The following is an 18899-nucleotide window of genomic DNA, read 5'->3' as shown; positions in this document are numbered from 1 at the left end:
GGGGATTCGTAATGTCGAAGTTTTTCATTGATAGGCCCATTTTCGCGTGGGTGATCGCCTTGGTGATCATGCTCGCGGGCGGCCTGTCGATCCTCAGTCTGCCGGTCAACCAGTACCCGGCCATCGCCCCGCCGGCCATCGCCGTGCAGGTGAGCTACCCGGGCGCCTCGGCCGAGACGGTGCAGGACACCGTGGTCCAGGTGATCGAGCAGCAGATGAACGGGATCGACAATCTGCGCTACATCTCCTCGGAGAGTAACTCCGACGGCAGCATGACCATCACCGTGACCTTCGAACAGGGCACCGACCCCGACATCGCCCAGGTTCAGGTGCAGAACAAGCTGCAACTGGCCACCCCGCTGCTGCCGCAGGAAGTGCAGCGCCAGGGGATCCGGGTGACCAAGGCGGTGAAGAACTTCCTCATGGTGGTCGGTGTGGTTTCCACCGACGGCAGCATGACCAAGGAAGACCTGTCGAACTACATCGTTTCCAACATCCAGGACCCGCTCTCGCGGACCAAGGGCGTCGGTGACTTCCAGGTGTTCGGCTCGCAGTACTCGATGCGCATCTGGCTCGACCCGGCCAAGCTGAACAGCTACCAGCTGACCCCCGGCGACGTGAGCAGCGCGATCCAGGCGCAGAACGTGCAGATCTCCTCCGGCCAGCTCGGCGGCTTGCCGGCGGTCAAGGGCCAGCAGCTCAACGCCACCATCATCGGCAAGACCCGCCTGCAGACCGCGGAGCAATTCGAGAACATCCTGCTCAAGGTCAATCCCGACGGTTCCCAGGTGCGCCTGAAGGACGTCGCCGATGTCGGCCTGGGCGGCCAGGACTACAGCATCAACGCGCAGTTCAACGGCAGCCCGGCGTCCGGTATCGCGATCAAGCTGGCCACCGGCGCCAACGCGCTGGATACCGCCAAGGCGATCCGCCAGACCATCGCCAACCTGGAACCGTTCATGCCGCAGGGCATGAAGGTGGTCTACCCGTACGACACCACCCCGGTGGTCTCGGCCTCGATCCATGAGGTAGTGAAGACCCTCGGCGAGGCGATCCTCCTCGTGTTCCTGGTGATGTACCTGTTCCTGCAGAACTTCCGCGCCACGCTGATCCCGACCATCGCCGTACCGGTGGTGCTGCTGGGGACCTTCGGCGTGCTCGCCGCGTTCGGCTTCTCGATCAACACCCTGACCATGTTCGGCATGGTGCTGGCCATCGGCTTGCTGGTGGACGACGCCATCGTGGTGGTGGAGAACGTCGAGCGGGTGATGGCCGAGGAAGGCCTGTCGCCAAGGGAGGCGGCGCGCAAGTCCATGGGCCAGATCCAGGGCGCGCTGGTCGGTATCGCCATGGTGCTCTCGGCGGTATTCCTGCCGATGGCGTTCTTCGGCGGCTCCACCGGGGTGATCTACCGGCAGTTCTCCATCACCATCGTGTCGGCCATGGCCCTCTCGGTGATCGTGGCGCTGATCCTCACCCCGGCGCTCTGCGCGACCATGCTCAAGCCGATCGAGAAAGGCGACCATGGCGAGCACAAGGGCGGCTTCTTCGGCTGGTTCAACCGGATGTTCCTTTCCACCACCCACGGCTACGAGCGGGGCGTGGCGTCGATCCTCAAGCATCGCGCGCCGTACCTGCTGATCTACGTGGTGATCGTGGCCGGGATGATCTGGATGTTCACCCGCATTCCCACCGCGTTCCTCCCCGACGAGGACCAGGGCGTACTGTTCGCCCAGGTACAGACCCCGCCGGGCTCCAGCGCCGAGCGTACCCAGGTGGTGGTGGACTCGATGCGCGAATACCTGCTGGAGAAGGAAAGCTCTTCGGTCAGCTCGGTGTTCACCGTGACCGGCTTCAACTTCGCCGGCCGCGGCCAGAGTTCGGGCATGGCGTTCATCATGCTCAAGCCCTGGGAAGAGCGTCCCGGTGGCGAGAACAGCGTGTTCGAGCTGGCCAAGCGCGCGCAGATGCACTTCTTCAGCTTCAAGGACGCGATGGTGTTCGCCTTCGCGCCGCCGTCGGTACTGGAACTGGGTAACGCCACCGGCTTCGACCTGTTCCTCCAGGACCAGGCGGGCGTCGGCCACGAGGTCCTGCTCCAGGCGCGCAACAAGTTCCTCATGCTCGCCGCGCAGAACCCGGCGCTGCAACGCGTGCGCCCCAACGGCATGAGCGACGAACCGCAGTACAAGCTGGAGATCGACGACGAGAAGGCCAGCGCCCTCGGCGTGTCCCTCGCCGACATCAACAGCACCGTGTCCATCGCCTGGGGTTCCAGCTACGTCAACGACTTCATCGACCGTGGCCGGGTCAAGCGGGTCTACCTGCAGGGCAGGCCGGACGCGCGGATGAACCCGGACGACCTGAGCAAGTGGTACGTGCGCAACGACAAGGGCGAGATGGTGCCGTTCAACGCCTTCGCCACCGGCAAGTGGGAATACGGTTCGCCGAAGCTGGAGCGCTACAATGGCGTGCCGGCGATGGAGATCCTCGGCGAGCCGGCGCCCGGCCTGAGTTCCGGTGACGCCATGGCGGCGGTCGAGGAGATCGTCAAGCAATTGCCGAAAGGCGTTGGCTACTCCTGGACCGGCCTGTCCTACGAGGAGCGCTTGTCCGGCTCGCAGGCGCCGGCGCTGTATGCGCTGTCGCTGCTGGTGGTGTTCCTCTGCCTGGCGGCCCTGTACGAAAGCTGGTCGATTCCGTTCTCGGTGATGCTGGTGGTGCCGTTGGGCGTGATCGGCGCGCTGCTGGCGACGTCCATGCGCGGCCTGTCCAACGACGTGTTCTTCCAGGTGGGCCTGTTGACGACCATCGGCCTGTCGGCGAAGAACGCCATTCTCATCGTGGAGTTCGCCAAGGAGCTGCACGAGCAGGGCAAGGGCATCGTCGAGGCGGCCATCGAGGCCTGCCGCATGCGTCTGCGGCCGATCGTGATGACCTCCCTGGCGTTCATCCTCGGTGTGGTTCCGCTGGCGATCTCCACCGGCGCCGGCTCGGGCAGCCAGCATGCGATCGGTACCGGCGTGATCGGCGGCATGGTCACTGCGACCGTCCTGGCGATCTTCTGGGTACCGCTGTTCTACGTGGCGGTCAGCACGCTGTTCAAGGACGAGGCGTCCAAGCAGCAAGCGTCCGTCGAAAAGGGGCAATGATATGAAACGGTCCTTCCTTTCCCTGGCGGTAGCCGCTGTCGTTCTGTCCGGCTGCTCGCTGATCCCCGACTACCAGCGCCCCGAGGCGCCGGTAGCCGCGGCCTACCCGCAAGGGCAGGCCTACGGGCAGAACACCGGCGCGGCGGCCGTTCCGGCCGCCGACATCGGCTGGCGCGAGTTCTTCCGCGACCCGCAGTTGCAGCAACTGATCGGCGTGGCGCTGGAAAACAACCGCGACCTGCGGGTCGCCGCGTTGAACGTCGAGGCCTTCCGGGCGCAGTACCGCATCCAGCGGGCCGACCTGTTCCCGCGGATCGGCGTGGACGGTAGCGGCACCCGCCAGCGTTTGCCGGGCGACCTGTCGACCACCGGCAGTCCGGCGATTTCCAGCCAGTACGGGGTGACCCTGGGCACTACCGCCTGGGAACTCGATCTCTTCGGCCGCCTGCGCAGCCTGCGCGACCAGGCCCTGGAGCAGTACCTGGCGACCGAACAGGCGCAGCGCAGCGCGCAGACCACCCTGGTGGCCAGCGTGGCGACCGCCTACCTGACGCTGAAGGCCGACCAGGCGCAGTTGCAACTGACCAAGGACACCCTGGGCACCTACCAGAAGAGTTTCGACCTGACCCAGCGCAGCTACGACGTCGGCGTCGCCTCCGCGCTCGACCTGCGCCAGGCGCAGACCGCCGTGGAAGGCGCCCGCGCGACCCTGGCGCAGTACACCCGCCTGGTAGCCCAGGACCAGAATGCACTGGTCCTGCTGCTGGGTTCCGGGATCCCGGCGAACCTGCCGCAAGGCCTGGGCCTGGACCAGACCCTGCTGACCGAAGTGCCGGCGGGCCTGCCGTCGGACCTGCTGCAACGGCGCCCGGACATCCTCGAGGCCGAGCACCAGCTCATGGCCGCCAACGCCAGCATCGGCGCCGCGCGCGCGGCGTTCTTCCCGAGCATCAGCCTGACCGCCAACGCCGGCACCATGAGCCGCCAACTGTCCGGCCTGTTCGACGCCGGTTCGGGTTCCTGGTTGTTCCAGCCGTCGATCAACCTGCCGATCTTCACCGCCGGCAGCCTGCGTGCCAGCCTGGACTACGCGAAGATCCAGAAGGACATCAACGTCGCGCAGTACGAGAAGGCGATCCAGACCGCCTTCCAGGAAGTCGCCGACGGTCTGGCCGCGCGCGGTACCTTCACCGAGCAGTTGCAGGCACAGCGCGATCTGGTCAAGGCCAGCGACGAGTACTACCAGCTCGCCGACAAGCGCTACCGCACGGGGGTGGACAACTACCTGACCCTGCTCGACGCGCAACGCTCGCTGTTCACCGCGCAGCAGCAACTGATCACCGACCGCCTCAACCAGCTGACCAGCGAGGTCAACCTGTACAAGGCCCTCGGCGGCGGCTGGAACCAGCAGACCGTGACCCAGCAGCAGACCGCGAAGAAGGAGGATCCGCAGGCCTGATCGCCTTCCGCGCCATGCAAGAACGCCGACCCTAGGGTCGGCGTTTTTTTATCCTCGCGGAAGTCGGTGGGTCCGCGTCACGGACCCGCTCGGCCTTAGCGGTTGCGGGTCAGCAGTGCGGGGCGCTCGCCCTTGCGCCGCGGCTCCAGCTCGTCGAGCTGCTCGGCGGTGGGGAAGCGATCCATGCGCACCAGGTCGCGCTTGTTGATCACCACCGGCTGGCGGCTCGGCTGCTTGCCGGTGCCGTACTCGGACGGCTCGCGCAGCGGCGCGTCGCTCATCCGCGAGGCATTCTCGCGACCCTGGCCGCGCGGCTTGCTGGCGCGCGGTTTCTTCGCCTTGCCCTGGCCGGCACCCTGACCGCGAGCGCCACCTTGAGCGGCGCCCTGGCTCTTGCCGCGAGCTTGGCCCTGGCCTTGGCCACGACCCTGCTGGCTGGTGCCGCCCTGGGGTTTCTGCTGGCCACCGCGGCGTCCGCGTCCCTTGTTTTCCTGGCCCTGGTAGGGGCTGACGTAGTCGGCGCGGTTGCCGAAATTGTCGAAGTCGTCGTCGAGGAACTCTTCCGGATCGCGATTACCGTCGACTTCCGGCGGCCGATTGGGCTTGGCCGGACGCGCTTCGCGGCTCTGCCGCGGCTGCTGCGCTTGGCCGGCCTCGCGGTTTTCCTTGTTCTTGCCTCCGCGACGGCGGCGCTTTCCAGCCGGCTTCTCGGTACCGTCCTGGGCCGCAGCGACATTGCTGTCGGGGTTGCTCGCCTGGGCGTCTTTCGGCTTGCGCTCGCGGCTGCTGCGCCGTTCCTTGTCGCGGCGCGGCTGCTTCTGCGGCGCTTCGCGGGGCTCCGGCTGGGCCACCTCGGGCAGCACGGCCTCGGGGTCGAAACCCTGGGCATCGCCATCGGGAATACGCTGTCTGGTCATCTTCTCGATGGCCTTGAGCAGCTTCTCTTCGTCCGGCGCCACCAGCGAGATCGCCTCGCCGCTGCGTCCGGCTCGGCCGGTACGGCCGATGCGGTGGACATAGTCTTCCTCGACGTTGGGCAGCTCGTAGTTGACCACATGGGGCAACTGGTCGATATCCAGGCCGCGGGCGGCGATGTCGGTCGCCACCAGGATGCGCACGTCGTTGGCCTTGAAGTCGGCCAGCGCCTTGGTCCGCGCGTTCTGGCTCTTGTTGCCATGGATCGCGGCGGCCGGCAGGCCGTGCTTGGTCAGGTACTCGGCGAGACGGTTGGCGCCGTGCTTGGTACGGGTGAAGACCAGCACCTGTTCCCAGGCGCCGACGGTCACCAGGTGCGCCAGCAGGGCGCGCTTCTGCGGCGCCGGCAGGCGGAACACGCGTTGCTCGATGCGCTCGACCGTGGTGTTCGGCGGCGTTACCTCGATGCGTTCCGGGTTGTGCAGGAGCTTGTTGGCGAGGTCGACGATGTCTTTCGAGAAGGTAGCCGAGAACAGCAGGTTCTGGCGCTTGGGCGGCAGCTTGGCGAGAACCTTCTTCACATCGTGGATGAAGCCCATGTCGAGCATGCGGTCGGCTTCGTCGAGGACGAGGATTTCCACGTGGGACAGGTCGACCTTGTTCTGCCCGGCCAGGTCGAGCAGGCGGCCGGGGCAGGCGACGAGTACGTCGACGCCCTTGGCCAGGGCCTGGATCTGCGGGTTCATGCCAACCCCGCCGAAGATGCAGGTGCTGTTCAGCGGCAGGTCGCGGGCGTAGACCTTGAAGCTGTCATGCACCTGGGCGGCCAGCTCACGGGTCGGGGTCAGTACCAGCACGCGCGCCTGGCGCGGGCCGTGGCGGTGTTCGCGGTCGGGATGACCGGCGGGGAACAGGCGCTCCAGTACCGGCAGGGCGAAACCACCGGTCTTGCCGGTGCCGGTCTGTGCCGCAACCATCAGGTCGCGACCTTGCAACACGGCGGGAATCGCCCGCTGTTGCACGGGAGTGGGCTGGCTGTAGCCCGCAGCCTCCACAGCGCGGGCAAGCGCCTCGGAGAGTCCGAGGGAAGAAAAGGACATGCGGGTTTTCCTATATGGGCCGGGGCGAGGCCGGCTGCTGTGAAATCACCAAGTTCTGCGAACTCCTGTCTACCTTCGGGCCCTGTCGGCCAGGGCGGAAGGTCTGGCCGCGGCGCTGCGTATGCGCTCGGTGGCCGGTGTCGAACGGGTGCCCTCGCGGGCATGGCCGCGCACCTGGTCGGGGGCGCTGGCCGGTTCGCTCCCGGCCCTGGGTGGGGGGGCCGGGGGCAGCGTCAACGGAGGGCTGCGGTCAGAGCAGGTCACGCTGGCGCAAATGCTGGCGGATCTCGTTGGCCCGGGAGCCAAGGAGGTTGCGCAGCAAGCTGTGATTCAGCCAATCCTCGATTTGTTCCGCAATCGGTTCCTGCGGATAGCGTTCGATGGCATTGGTCGCGGCTTTCTCCCACCAGACGGGGCCGCAGGCCCGGTCGAACTCGTTACTGTATTCGTGGCAACCGTAGAGCAGTTCGATACTGAACTGGCGCATCGGAGCCGGCAACGGCAGGGTTCCCAGCTTGTACAGCAGACGCTTGGCACGCGGTGGGCGTGGCAGTCGATCGGTCACCTTGAGGGTGTCGTCGAGGGCTGCAGCGCTGAGAAGGGAGGAACCGTGCTTGCACAACCAGGCCTGGATCTTCGCGCGGAACAGCTGTTTCCGGCTCCAGTAATGGTGGATCAGGTCGGTACAACCCACCAGCTCCAGCCGCTTGTGGGCGGCGACGGCCAGGACGAATTCCTCAAGAGTATAGGCACCGTTGGCAATTGGATAGAGTTCATCCATTAATTCCAACGAACGGTCGAGTATTTTCGCCTCTTCCCGAGGCAGGCCGATGACGCCGGAGTTGAGCTGGTGCATCTCGTCGTCGGCCCAGCCGCGCTCGAACAGGTAGGGCGAGAGGTCGCGGTAGAGCGGGAAGTTACGGTGTTCGCCATAGCGCGCGCCGATCGCGTTGCACAGCAGGCTGCCGGGCTGGATGCGGTCGAACAGGCGCAGGGGCGAACTGTGGAAGAAGGTATCGGTGTCGATCAGCAATGCCTGGTCGGCGTCTTCCAGGGCGTCGCGCAGGGCCACGTGCTTGGCGCGGAAGTGATAGCCGTGCGGTTGGCACCAGGCGACCAGCTCCTCGGCCGTCACTTCGCGGACCTGCACCGGCAGGCCGGCGTAGGGACTGGGGTCGTCGGTATAGACCCTGACCGTCAGGCCATGCGCCGCCCCGTCGCGGAGGTGGGCGAAGGCGCTGGCGATGCTGAACAGGGCTTCCTGGTGGTAGGTCTGTCGCCCGTAGACCAGGTAGATCAGATGCTTGCGTGAGTTGGCCATGTCTGTCGTGGATCGCGTGAGAGGCTTCCCTGCCGGTATACGCTGCCGGGCCGAACCGCGTGGGCGGTATCAGCGTGGCAGCTGGAGATTCTTCCAGATCGCCAGGCTCGGATCGGCCTGGTTCAAAGTATAGAAATGCAGTCCCGGTGCGCCGCCCTCCAGCAGGCGTTCGCACATCTCGCTGATGACCTGCTCGCCGAAGGCCTGGATGCTGCGGCTGTCGTCGCCGTAGGCTTCCAGTTGCTTGCGGATCCAGCGCGGCAGTTCGGCGCCGCAGGCGTCGGAGAAGCGCGCCAGCTTGGAGTAGTTGGTGATCGGCATGATGCCGGGGACCACCGGGATGTCCACGCCGAGCTTGGCGACCCTCTCGACGAAGTAGAAATAGGCATCGGCGTTGAAGAAGTACTGGGTGATGGCGCTGCTGGCGCCGGCCTTCACCTTGCGCACGAAGTTCGCCAGGTCATCCTCGAAGCTGCGCGCCTGGGGGTGGACTTCCGGATAGGCGGCGACCTCGATGTGGAAGTGGTCGCCGGTCTCGGTGCGGATGAAGTCCACCAGTTCGTTGGCGTAGCGCAATTCGCCGCTGGCCATGCCCATGCCCGACGGCAGGTCGCCGCGCAGGGCGACGATGCGGCGGATGCCGGCCTCGCGGTAGCGGCCGAGCAGTTCGCGCAACTCGGCTTTCGAGTCGCCGACACAGGACAGGTGGGGCGCGGTCGGCACCTTCACCTCGCCGTCCAGTTGCAGCACGGTACTCAACGTGCGGTCGCGGGTGGATCCGCCGGCGCCGTAGGTGCAGGAGAAGAAGTCGGGCTTGTAGCCCGCCAGGTTGCGGGCGGTGGCCAACAGCTTTTCATGGCCGGCCTCGGTCTTCGCCGGGAAGAACTCGAAGCTGAAACGGCGTTCGCTCTGACTCATGATCGGTTCCTTGGACGCGACCACGGCCGCGCCTCTTCTTGTTGATTCCGACTAGCGCCGGGTACTTCAGTAGTACTGGCGGTAGTGCTCGATTTTTTCCCGCAGGCGTCGGGCCGTCGCGGCGTGGGCATGGCCGAGGCGAGCGAGGATCAGCTGCGACTCCTGGTGGTAGTTCGCGATCTTGTCCTGGTTCCAGGTCTGCGGCGGTGGCTGCAGGTTGGTGATGCGGTCGCACAGCTTGACCAGGGCGTACTGCGCCGGGCCCTCGGCAAGCGCCTGGAGATAGTCGTCGAGGGAACGCTTGGGGCCGTCGCCGACGCGCTTGCTCAGGGCCTGCACGCCGGCACAGACGAACTCGCCGAACTGTTGCCGCAGCTCCTCGGGTGAGGTCGCCGTGTCTTCCAGGGTGTCGTGCAGGACCGCGATCTGCAGGGTTTCCCCGAGCCGTTCGATGGCACCGTCGCGATCGGCGGCCAGCAGCTCGTTGGCGACCATGCCCAGGTGCACCAGATAAGGCAGCGGCGAGCCGCTGAGGGTCTGGTTGCGGTGGGCGCGGGCGGCGAACAGCCAGGCCTGGTTGTAGCGATCGGCGAGGTGCGTGGACATCGTGGGAGCGCTCATGCGAACGGGGCAGGCGCATGGCGCCTGCCCCGTGGTCCGCTTAGTAGCGATAGGTGTCCGGCTTGAACGGGCCTTCCACGCTCACGCCGATGTACTCGGCCTGTTTCGGGGTCAGCTGGGTGACCACGCCGCCGAAGCCCTTGACCATCTCCAGGGCCACTTCCTCGTCGAGCTTCTTCGGCAGCACTTCGACGCTCAGGCGCTTGGCCTTCTCGGCGGCCGGCAGGTCGGCGTACTTCTGCTCGAACAGGTGGATCTGCGCCAGCACCTGGTTGGCGAAGGAACCGTCCATGATCCGGCTCGGATGGCCGGTGGCGTTGCCCAGGTTGACCAGGCGGCCCTCAGCGAGAAGGATCAGGTAGTCGTCGTTGTGCGCGTCGAAACCGTCCTTGCCGGTGCGGTGGATCTTGTGCACCTGCGGCTTGACCTCTTCCCAGGCCCAGTTCTTGCGCATGAAGGCGGTGTCGATCTCGTTGTCGAAGTGGCCGATGTTGCAGACCACCGCGCGCTTCTTCAGCGCCTTGAGCATGTTGGCGTCGCAGACGTTGACGTTGCCGGTGGTGGTGACGATCAGGTCGATCTTGCCCAGCAGCGCGGCGTCGATGCTGGCCTCGGTGCCGTCGTTGATGCCGTTCTTGTACGGCGAGACGACTTCGAAGCCGTCCATGCAGGCCTGCATGGCGCAGATCGGGTCGACTTCCGCGACCTTGACGATCATGCCTTCCTGGCGCAGCGACTGCGAGGAGCCCTTGCCCACGTCGCCGTAGCCGATCACCAGGGCCCGCTTGCCCGACAGCAGGTGGTCGGTGCCGCGCTTGATGGCGTCGTTGAGGCTATGGCGGCAGCCGTACTTGTTGTCGTTCTTGCTCTTGGTCACCGAGTCGTTGACGTTGATCGCCGGGACTTTCAGGGTGCCGTTCTTGAGCATGTCGAGCAGGCGGTGGACCCCGGTGGTGGTCTCTTCGGTGATGCCGTGGATGCGCTCGAGCATCTGCGGGTATTTCTTGTGCAGGATCTCGGTCAGGTCACCGCCGTCGTCCAGCACCATGTTGGCGTCCCACGGCTGGCCGTCCTTGAGGATGGTCTGCTCGATGCACCATTCGTACTCTTCCTCGGTCTCGCCCTTCCAGGCGAACACCGGGATGCCGGCGGCGGCGATGGCGGCGGCGGCCTGGTCCTGGGTGGAGAAGATGTTGCAGCTCGACCAGCGGACTTCGGCGCCCAGCGCGACCAGGGTCTCGATCAGCACGCCGGTCTGGATGGTCATGTGGATGCAACCGAGGATCTTCGCGCCTTTCAGCGGCTGCTGGCCGGCATACTTGCGGCGCAGGCCCATCAGTGCGGGCATTTCCGATTCGGCGATGATCAGCTCGCGGCGGCCCCAGGCGGCCAGGGTGATGTCGGCGACCTTGTAGTCGGTGAAACCGGCGGGCGTCATGACAGCGCTCATGCGTAACTCTCCATTCGTTGTCTGCGAATGGGCGCCGTTGGTGCGTTGACAGACCGGCGAGGCCGGCCTGAGAGCGCGCTCCGTTCGAGCCTGACAGGCCTAGGCCTGCTGCAGCGCCCCTCGAACGGAAGGCGGGAGCGACCCGAAAGGGCCGCCTGAGCGGGCGATTATAGCGGCGCCACATGAAACTCCCAAGTCACCCCTGATACGCCGCTCGTCGCCGTGCGTCGCGCCCTCGGGCTGCGGCGATGCACCGCAGCGCAGAAGCGCGGGGAATTTGCGTGTCAGGATGCTAGAGTGCGCGGTCATGAGAATCGCTCCCATCTCCCGCTCGCCGCTGCTGCAGTGGCTGAGCTTCGCCCTCTGTGCCTGCGTGCTGGTCAACGCGCTGGCTTGCGGCGTCCTGCACCTGCAGGCGCTGGGAGTGGGCAGCGACAAAGGGCAGAAGGCCAGCGTCGGGCTGTTCTGCGTCGCCGGTGCCAGCCAATGGCTATCCCTGGATCCCGACGACGGGTCCGCCGGCGATCCGGCACCGGTCAATCCCCAGTTGCCGATGAGCTGCCCGATGTGCAGCGCTCTGGTGCTGTTCGTCGCGCTTGGGGTGATCTGGTCCTGGCGCTTGCAACGGCGACGCCAGGCGCGTTTCCGCCCGCCCGCCACGCGCGAGCCGGTGCCGCCCCGGTACGTCTGGCCGCCGGCCAACCCGCGCGCTTCCCCCGCCTGATCCTGAACGCCCGCCGCGCCGGGCATTTGCATCCGTCGCCCGTCCTGCCTCGTCCGCGCAGCGCTCGCCGCTGTCCATCCGGGCGAGGCGGGCGTGCCCACCATGCCTTGCTTCAGGATCGCTCGATGAAAAAGCACTCCACGGCCCGCCGCGTCCTCGCGCTGGGTCTCAACCTCACCCTGGCCGGCGTTCCGGCCTTGCTCTGGGCCGATGAGGAACCCACCGAACTGCCCGCCCTCACCGTCAGCGCCGGCGCCGCCGGGGAAACCCCGCCGGCCCTCGATCTCGACGACAGCGCCGGCGGCGGCTCGCGCCTGGGCCTGAGCCTGCGCGAGACTCCCGGCTCGGTAAGCGTGGCCAACCGTGCCAGCTTCGAGCGGCGCGGCCTGCGCAGCACCCAGGACATCGCCAACAGCCTGCCCGGCGTGAACGCCTCGGCGCCGCCCGGCTTCGGCGGCTTCGTCACCTACCGCGGCTTCAGCTCGAACCAGGTCAACCAGTTGTTCAACGGCATTCCGGTGCAATACAGCAGCGCCATGCGTCCGCTGGACGACTGGATCGTCGACCGCGTCGAGCTGGTCGGCGGTCCGTCCTCCTTCCTCAACGGCGCCGGTGCCGTCGGCGGCTCGCTGGACTACATCAGCAAGCTCGCCGACCGCTACGGCGATTTCATGGAAGGCCGGGTGCGCTACGGCAGCTACGACGATTCGGAAGTCGCCTTCGGCTTCAACCAGGCCCTGGGCATCGGCCCCGAGCCGAAGCACTTCGTGCGCCTGGACGTCAGCCGCAGCGGCGGCAACGGCTACGTCGACCGCAATTCGCGCGAATCGTGGAACGTCGCTTTCTCCCTGCTCAGCGACCTGACCCCGGACCTTTCCCACACCCTGGCCCTGGAGTACCAGGATGAGCAGGAAGACAGCCCCTACTGGGGCACGCCGGTGCTCAATCCCTACGCCGGCGAGCTGAAGATCGACAAGAGCCGTCGCCGCGAGAACTACAACGTCGCCGATGGCCGCTACGAACAGCGCGTGCGCTGGCTGCGCTCGATCCTCGAATACCGGGTCAGCGACAGCACGCGCTGGCGCAACACCTTCTACCACTACGACGCCGAGCGCGATTACCGCAACCTCGAGACCTACCGCTACAACGCCGACAACAGCGGGGTGGTGCGCTCCAACGCATTCCTCCAGCGCCACGACCAGCAGCTCAACGGCAACCGCTTCGAGCTACAGCACAGCCAGCCGCTGTTCGGACTGGCCAGCGACTGGGCGCTGGGCTTCGACTACAGCATCAACAAGCAGACGCGCTTCCCGAGTACCGCCTCCGGGCCGTTCGGTACGGTCGATCCGGCCAGTTTCGAGCCGGGCCACTTCTACGACCTGCCGGGCATGCGTCCCGGCCACCGGAAGGACCGCAGCAACGAGGTGCGCACCAGCGCGTTGTTCGCCGAGAACCGCCTGGGCCTGACCGACGAGCTGTCGCTGGTTACCGGGCTGCGCTACGACCACCTCGACCTCGACGTGCGCAACCATCGGGTACCCGACAAGGACAATCCCGCACACTTCGAACGGCGCTGGGACGTGGTCACTGGGCGCGCCGGGCTGGTCTACCAGTTCACTCCGCACGCCAACGTCTACCTGCAATACAGTACCGCCGCCGACCCGCCGGGCGGGGTGCTGACCAGCGCCAGCTTCGGCCAGGTCCGCGACTACGACCTGTCCACCGGCGACCAGTGGGAGCTGGGCAGCAAGTTCGATTTCCTCGACGGTCGCGGCAGCGCCACCCTGGCCGCCTACCGCATCGTCCGCCGGGACTTCTCGGTGGCCGACCCGAACAACCCCAACCTCAGCGTGCCGGTGGGCCAGCAGACCTCCAGGGGCATCGAGGCCGCCGCCTCCCTGCGGATCACCCCGAAGCTGCTGGCCGAGGGCAATTTCGCCTGGGTCGACGCGCAGTACGACGAGTTCACCGAGAACGTCGGCGGCGTCGCCGTCTCGCGCAAGGGCAAGACGCCGCCGAACGTGCCGGAGCGGGTCGGCAACCTGTGGCTGACCTACGACTTCGACCCGGCCTGGCAGGGCGGGGTGGACGCGCGCTACGTGTCCTCGGTGTACGCCAACAACGCCAACACCTGGCACGTGCCGTCCTATACGGTCTACGGGACTTTCCTCAGCTACCGGCTGGACGAGCGCACGCGGATCACCGGGCGCGTGCGCAACCTCACCGACGAGGTCTACGCGCGCTTCGTGCAGAGCACGCCGCTGTACTACGTCGGCGACCCGCGCACCTTCGAGCTGAGCGTGCAGACGCGCTTCTGAGGAGTCGTCGATGAAACGCTACCTGTACCTGTGGCACCGCTGGCTGGGCATCGGCTGCTGCCTGCTGATGGTGCTCTGGTTCGTCTCCGGCATGGTCATGCTGTATGTCGGCTATCCCAAGCTGACTCCGCTGGAACGCCTGGCACACCTGCCCGAGCTGGACGGCTGCGAGGCCTGCGTACCGCTGCGGACGGCCCTCGCCGGCGGCGATGGAAAGACCCCGCGGAGCATCCGGCTGGCCAGCGTAGGCGGCCTGCCGACCTACCTGCTGGACGATGCCGACGGACGCACGCGTGCGCTGGCGGCGCGCGACGGCCGACCGCTGGCGGTGGACGCGGACAGGGTGCTGGCCTCGGCCCGTGCCTTCAGCGGCGAAGTACCGATGCAGTTGCAAGGGCGGATCGAGGAAGACGCCTGGACCCATACCCGCAACCTCGATCCGCACCGGCCGCTATGGCGGGTGCAGACCGCGGACGAGCAGGGCCGGCTGCTCTACCTGTCCTCGCAGACCGGCGAGGTGGTACGCGACGCCAGCCGCCGGGAGCGTGCCTGGAACTGGCTCGGCGCCTGGTTGCACTGGCTCTATCCGCTGCGCGGCGGCTGGTTCGACGGGCAGTGGGCGAACCTGGTGATCGGCCTGTCGCTGCTGGCGACCCTGGCGACCGTCCTCGGCATCCTCGTCGGCCTGCTCCGCTGGCGCTTCCGCAAGCCCTACCGCAGCGGCTCGCGCTCGCCCTATGCGGGCGGTTTCCAGCGCTGGCACCACCTCGCCGGCCTGCTCTTCGGCGCGCTGGTGCTGAGCTGGATCTTCAGCGGGCTGATGTCGATGAATCCGTGGAACCTGTTCGGCCGCGGCACGCCGCTCGACGTCGCGGCCTACCAGGGCGGTAGCTGGGACCGGGCGCTGCCCGCCGGACTGGAGGCGGACGCTGTCCTGCGGCGCTTGCGTGCCGCCGGGTTGCGGGTGCGCGAGCTGGAGTGGCGGGCGCTCGACGGCGAGCCCTATGCGCTCGGGCGCAGCGCCAGCGGCAACAGCCTGCTGCTGACGGCGGATGGCGAAATCCTCCGCGAGCTACCCGCGGATCGCCTGCTGGCGGCGGCTCGCGCGCTGCTGCCGGGCGTGCCGATGCAGGCCGAACGGTTGGAACGCTACGACTTCTATTACTACCCGCGCGAAGAACACAGCATGATGGGCTACCTGGAGCGGCGCCTGCCGGTCTGGCGCCTGCGTTTCGACGATCCCCGGCATACCTGGGTGCACCTGGATCCCTACAGCGGCGCGGTGGTTGGCGTGCTCGACGACGGTCGGCGCGGCAGCCGCTGGCTGTTTTCCCTGTTGCATAGCTGGGACTGGCTGCCGCTGCTGACCCGGCGTCCGCTGTGGGACCTGTGGATGCTCGGTTTCAGCCTCGGCGGCCTGGTGGTTTGCTCCAGCGGCTGCTGGATCGGCTGGCGTCGCCTGCGCGGCCGCCGTCCGAAGCGTCGCTGAGAGGGGCTACCTGGCAAGACTGGGCGTCGCCGCACGCCCGGATTTGCTGGTAGCCTTGGTTGAATTCGCAGTAATGGATCGCACATGGGCACACACAAGATCGAGATCCGCCGCCGCAACGTCGAGAAGATTCTCCTGGCCGCCGAAAAAGTCTTCGCCGAAAAAGGCTACGCCGGCACCTCCATGGGCAATATCGCCGAAGAAGCCGAACTGCCGCGCTCCAACCTGCACTACTACTTCAGCACCAAGGACGAGCTGTACCGCGACGTCCTCCTCGGCCTGCTCGAGGTCTGGAAGCAGGACGCCCTCTGCTTCGAGATGTTCGATGACCCAAGGGTGGTATTGACCAGCTATATCCGCGCGAAGATGAACCACTCGCGTACCCGCCCGCATGGCTCCAAGGTCTGGGCCAACGAAATCATGCATGGCGCGCCGCTGCTCGGCGCCACCCTCGACGACAGCCTCTACGAATGGGCCAAGATGAAGGAGGCGAAGATCCGCCAGTGGGTCGAGGAAAAGCGCATCCTGTCGATCGAACCGAGCAGCCTGCTCTACATGATCTGGGCCTCCACCCAGCACTACGCCGACTTCGGCTACCAGGTCGAGGTGCTCAACGGCCACCAGCCGCTCAGCGACATGCAGTTCGAAAGGGCGGTACAGACGGTGACCAGCGTGGTCCTGCGCGGAATCGGATTGGAGCCCTGAGCAGCGGAGCCTTCGCTAGAAGGCTCCGGCGAAGGCTCAGCTGGCGCGGGTGAAGTCCACCGCTTCCGCCTGTTCGAGGAACACCGTGGTCTGCGCCGGGACCGTCTCGGCGAGCAGCCGTCCGCCGCGGATCGAGTAGCGCACCGGGACCTGCCGGCGCACCGCGTCGAAGCCGTCGCGGGCCGGCAGCACCAGCAGGTTGGCCGGATGGCCGACCTCGATGCCGTATTCCCGCAGGCCGAGGGTGCGGGCGCTGTTGCGGGTGATCAGGTCGAGGCCGCCGTCGATCTCGTCGTAGCCCATCATCTGCGTCACGTGCAGGCCCATGTGCAGCACCTGCAGCATGTTCGCGGTGCCCAGCGGGTACCAGGGGTCGAACACGTCGTCGTGGCCGAAGCAGGTGTTGATCCCGGCACCGAGCAGTTCCTTGACCCGGGTGATGCCGCGGCGCTTCGGGTAGTCGTCGAAGCGACCCTGCAGGTGGATGTTCACCAGCGGGTTGGCGACGAAGTTGATTCCCGACAGTTTCAGCAGGCGGAACAGCCGCGAGGTGTAGGCGCCGTTGTAGGAGTGCATCGCCGTGGTGTGGCTGGCAGTGACCCGTGCGCCGAGGCCGTCGCGATGGGCGAGCATGGCCAGGGTCTCGAGGAAGCGCGACTGCTCGTCGTCGATCTCGTCGCAATGCACGTCCACCGGCAGGTCGTAGCGCTTGGCCAGGTCGATGGCCTTGTGCAGCGACTCGACGCCCAGCTCGCGGGTGAATTCGAAATGCGGGATCGCCCCCACCACGTCGGCTCCCAGGCGCAGCGACTCCTCCAGCAGTTCCAGGCCGTTGGGGTAGGAGAGAATGCCCTCCTGGGGGAAGGCGACGATCTGCAGGTCGACCCAGGGCGCCACTTCGCCGCGCACCTCGAGCATGGCCTTGAGCGCGGTGAGGGTCGGGTCGGAGACGTCGACGTGGCTGCGCACGTGCTGCACGCCGTTGGCGATCTGCCATTTCAGGGTCTGCCAGGCGCGCTGCTTGACGTCCTCGTGGCTGAGCAGGGCCTTGCGCTGGGCCCAGCGCTCGATGCCTTCGAACAGCGTGCCGGAGCGGTTCCACTCCGGCTGGCCGGCGGTCTGGGTGGTGTCGAGATGGATGTGCGGCTCGATGAACGGCGGCACGGCAAGACCGCCGGCGCCGTCCAGGCGCTCGCCGGCGTCGTCGGCGGCCTGTTCCATCGGCACCAGGGCGGCGATACGGCCATCGGCGACACGCAGTTGCCAGAGACCTTCGCGGCCGCGCAGGCGCAGGTTGTCAATCAGCATGGAGGACCTCTTCTGGTTTGTTCGGGCTGCGGCTCAGCAGGGGATTGAGCAACAGGTAGGCGATGGCGGCGCCGAGCACCGCGTTGACCGGCACTATCCCCGGCAGCCAGTGGCCGGCGGCGGTGCCGCAGGCGACGGCGAGGATCGCCGCCCAGTTGATCGCCTGGATGTCCGCGCAGGGGTGCTGGCGGTAGCGCCGGCGGCGACTCAGGTAGTCGGCGATGATCACCCCGCCGATGGGCGGGATGGCGGCGGAGAGGAAGGTCAGCCAGCCGACGAAGTGGTTGTACAGCCAGAGCGCGGCGAGGGTGCCGAGGGCGCCGTTGAGCATCGCCAGGAAGCGGCTGGAGAGGCCGGTGATGTTGGCGAAGCCGAGGCCGGAGGCATACAGCGCGTTGTCGTTGGTGGTCCAGATGTTCAGGCCGAGGACCAGGATCGCCGGGATCAGCAGGCCCTGGGCGATCATCACGTCGGAGATGTCCGACTTGCCCACCGCCGCCGCGCCGGCCGCGCCGAAGATGAACATCAGCGAGTTGCCGAGGAAGAACGCCACCAGGCACACCACCACGGCGGTACGCGCGCTGCGGCCGAAGCGGACGAAGTCGGCGGTGAGGGTGCCGGCGCTGACGAACGAGCCGACCACCAGGGCGATCGCGGTCGAGAGGCTCAGCGGCGCGCTCGGCGTCACCTGCTGCAGCGCCGCCAGGCCGCCGGCGTCGCGCACCGCGAGCCACACCGAGTAGCTGCCGAGGACGACGATCGCCGGGACCGCGATGGCCGACAGCAGGGTCAGACCGGCGATGCCGAAGAACACCGTGAGGGTCATCAGCGCCCCGGAGACCAGGATCAGCAGGTTGACGTCGAGGCCGGTGGCCTTGGCCACCGGGATCGCGAACATCGCTACGCCGACGCCGAACCAGCCGACCTGGGTGCCGCCGAGCAGCGCCGAGGGCAGCCAGGAGCCCTTGCTGCCGAACGAGTAATGCGCCAGCAGGTGGGTGGAAAGGCCGGTGCGCGCGCCGATGAAGCCGAGGATCGCGGTGTACAGGCCGAGCATCAGGTTGCCCAGCAGCACGGCGAGGAAGAAGTCGTCGTAGCTCAGGCCGGTGCCGAGGGTGCCGCCGGTCCACATGCTGGCGGAAAAGAAGGTCAGGCCGAGCATCACCACGCTCAGGGCCAGCGCGCTCTTGCGCGCCGCCAGCGGGACCGGTTGCTGGCTGTAGTTGCTGTCTGCGGACATGCGCGAGTCTCCGTGGGGCGCCGGCCGTCCGGGAGCGTCGGCCGGGCCGCGGCGAATGGTAGTCGAAGGCGGGTCGATCCGACAGACGCCGTTGCGCGTCGTCGGAGCGTAGCGGCACGCAGGAAGCGTGCCGGCGCGCGGCAGGGCGGCGTCCGCCGGGGATGCGGGCGCCGCCCTGC

The 18899-nt window shown here is 67.1% G+C and carries 13 protein-coding genes and 1 riboswitch; of the genes, 6 read left to right on the top strand and 7 right to left on the bottom strand.

All coding sequences use genetic code 11. The features are described from left to right. Positions 1 to 11 precede the first annotated feature (11 nt). Both mexB and oprM read left to right on the top strand, forming a co-directional pair. Entirely contained in the window at positions 12 to 3152 is a 3141-nt protein-coding gene (mexB, locus tag FOC67_RS23820) for a multidrug efflux RND transporter permease subunit MexB (protein ID WP_003107312.1), read from the top strand. Position 3153: 1 nt separating this feature from the next. Continuing rightward, a complete protein-coding gene (gene oprM, locus FOC67_RS23815; RefSeq protein ID WP_003084633.1) occupies positions 3154 to 4611 on the top strand; it encodes a multidrug efflux RND transporter outer membrane channel subunit OprM in 1458 nt (485 codons plus the stop codon). A gap of 95 nt (positions 4612 to 4706) precedes the next feature. On the opposite strand, the gene FOC67_RS23810 is transcribed toward oprM, so the two are convergent. From FOC67_RS23810 to ahcY, 5 genes are all read right to left on the bottom strand, one after another. Beyond that, complete coding sequence (locus FOC67_RS23810; protein ID WP_009315066.1) at positions 4707 to 6626, bottom strand: DEAD/DEAH box helicase; 1920 nt, start codon at positions 6624 to 6626, stop codon at positions 4707 to 4709. A 250-nt stretch (positions 6627 to 6876) separates the two neighbouring features. Continuing rightward, positions 6877 to 7947 (bottom strand): hypothetical protein, encoded by a 1071-nt coding sequence (locus tag FOC67_RS23805; RefSeq protein WP_003084637.1) that lies wholly within the window; start codon positions 7945 to 7947, stop codon positions 6877 to 6879. Positions 7948 to 8016: 69 nt separating this feature from the next. Continuing rightward, a complete protein-coding gene (gene metF / locus FOC67_RS23800; RefSeq protein WP_003084639.1) occupies positions 8017 to 8865 on the bottom strand; it encodes a methylenetetrahydrofolate reductase [NAD(P)H] in 849 nt (282 codons plus the stop codon). Positions 8866 to 8931: 66 nt separating this feature from the next. Continuing rightward, positions 8932 to 9486, bottom strand: coding sequence for an HD domain-containing protein (locus FOC67_RS23795; protein ID WP_003118822.1), 555 nt, complete (start codon positions 9484 to 9486; stop codon positions 8932 to 8934). 40 nt (positions 9487 to 9526) lie between these two features. Then, positions 9527 to 10936: an adenosylhomocysteinase gene (gene ahcY / locus FOC67_RS23790; protein ID WP_009315067.1), complete on the bottom strand. Its 1410-nt coding sequence runs from the start codon at positions 10934 to 10936 to the stop codon at positions 9527 to 9529. Between the two features lie 22 nt (positions 10937 to 10958). Continuing rightward, a riboswitch (S-adenosyl-L-homocysteine riboswitch) is annotated at positions 10959 to 11064 on the bottom strand. A 179-nt stretch (positions 11065 to 11243) separates the two neighbouring features. Between ahcY and FOC67_RS23785 the strand changes: the two genes are divergently transcribed. The 4 genes from FOC67_RS23785 (at position 11244) to FOC67_RS23770 (ending at position 16172) form a co-directional block, all read left to right on the top strand. Beyond that, positions 11244 to 11660 carry a DUF2946 domain-containing protein gene (locus FOC67_RS23785; protein ID WP_003109726.1) on the top strand — a complete coding sequence of 139 codons (417 nt, stop codon included), beginning with the start codon at positions 11244 to 11246 and terminating at the stop codon, positions 11658 to 11660. Between the two features lie 125 nt (positions 11661 to 11785). Further along, on the top strand, positions 11786 to 13978 hold the full coding sequence (locus FOC67_RS23780; RefSeq protein ID WP_003114901.1) for a TonB-dependent siderophore receptor: 2193 nt from the start codon (positions 11786 to 11788) through the stop codon (positions 13976 to 13978). 10 nt (positions 13979 to 13988) lie between these two features. Beyond that, the gene (locus FOC67_RS23775) at positions 13989 to 15467 is read left to right on the top strand and encodes a PepSY domain-containing protein (RefSeq protein WP_009315068.1); all 1479 of its coding nucleotides are present in this window, start codon (positions 13989 to 13991) and stop codon (positions 15465 to 15467) included. An 84-nt stretch (positions 15468 to 15551) separates the two neighbouring features. Further along, positions 15552 to 16172 carry a TetR/AcrR family transcriptional regulator gene (locus tag FOC67_RS23770; protein ID WP_003084655.1) on the top strand — a complete coding sequence of 207 codons (621 nt, stop codon included), beginning with the start codon at positions 15552 to 15554 and terminating at the stop codon, positions 16170 to 16172. A 36-nt stretch (positions 16173 to 16208) separates the two neighbouring features. Here FOC67_RS23770 and FOC67_RS23765 read toward each other — a convergent pair whose 3' ends face one another. Further along, positions 16209 to 17480, bottom strand: a complete 1272-nt coding sequence (locus FOC67_RS23765) for a cytosine deaminase (RefSeq protein ID WP_003084657.1) — start codon at positions 17478 to 17480, stop codon at positions 16209 to 16211. After that, a complete protein-coding gene (gene codB / locus FOC67_RS23760; protein WP_003084659.1) occupies positions 17470 to 18720 on the bottom strand; it encodes a cytosine permease in 1251 nt (416 codons plus the stop codon). The genes FOC67_RS23765 and codB overlap by 11 nt, the downstream gene beginning before the upstream one ends. Positions 18721 to 18899 lie beyond the last annotated feature (179 nt).

The organism is Pseudomonas sp. FDAARGOS_761, assembly GCF_013343155.1.
GTDB classification, from domain to species: domain Bacteria; phylum Pseudomonadota; class Gammaproteobacteria; order Pseudomonadales; family Pseudomonadaceae; genus Pseudomonas; species Pseudomonas aeruginosa.
Note: the sequence above shows the minus strand (reverse complement) of the source record. Positions and strands in the feature narration are given on the sequence as shown.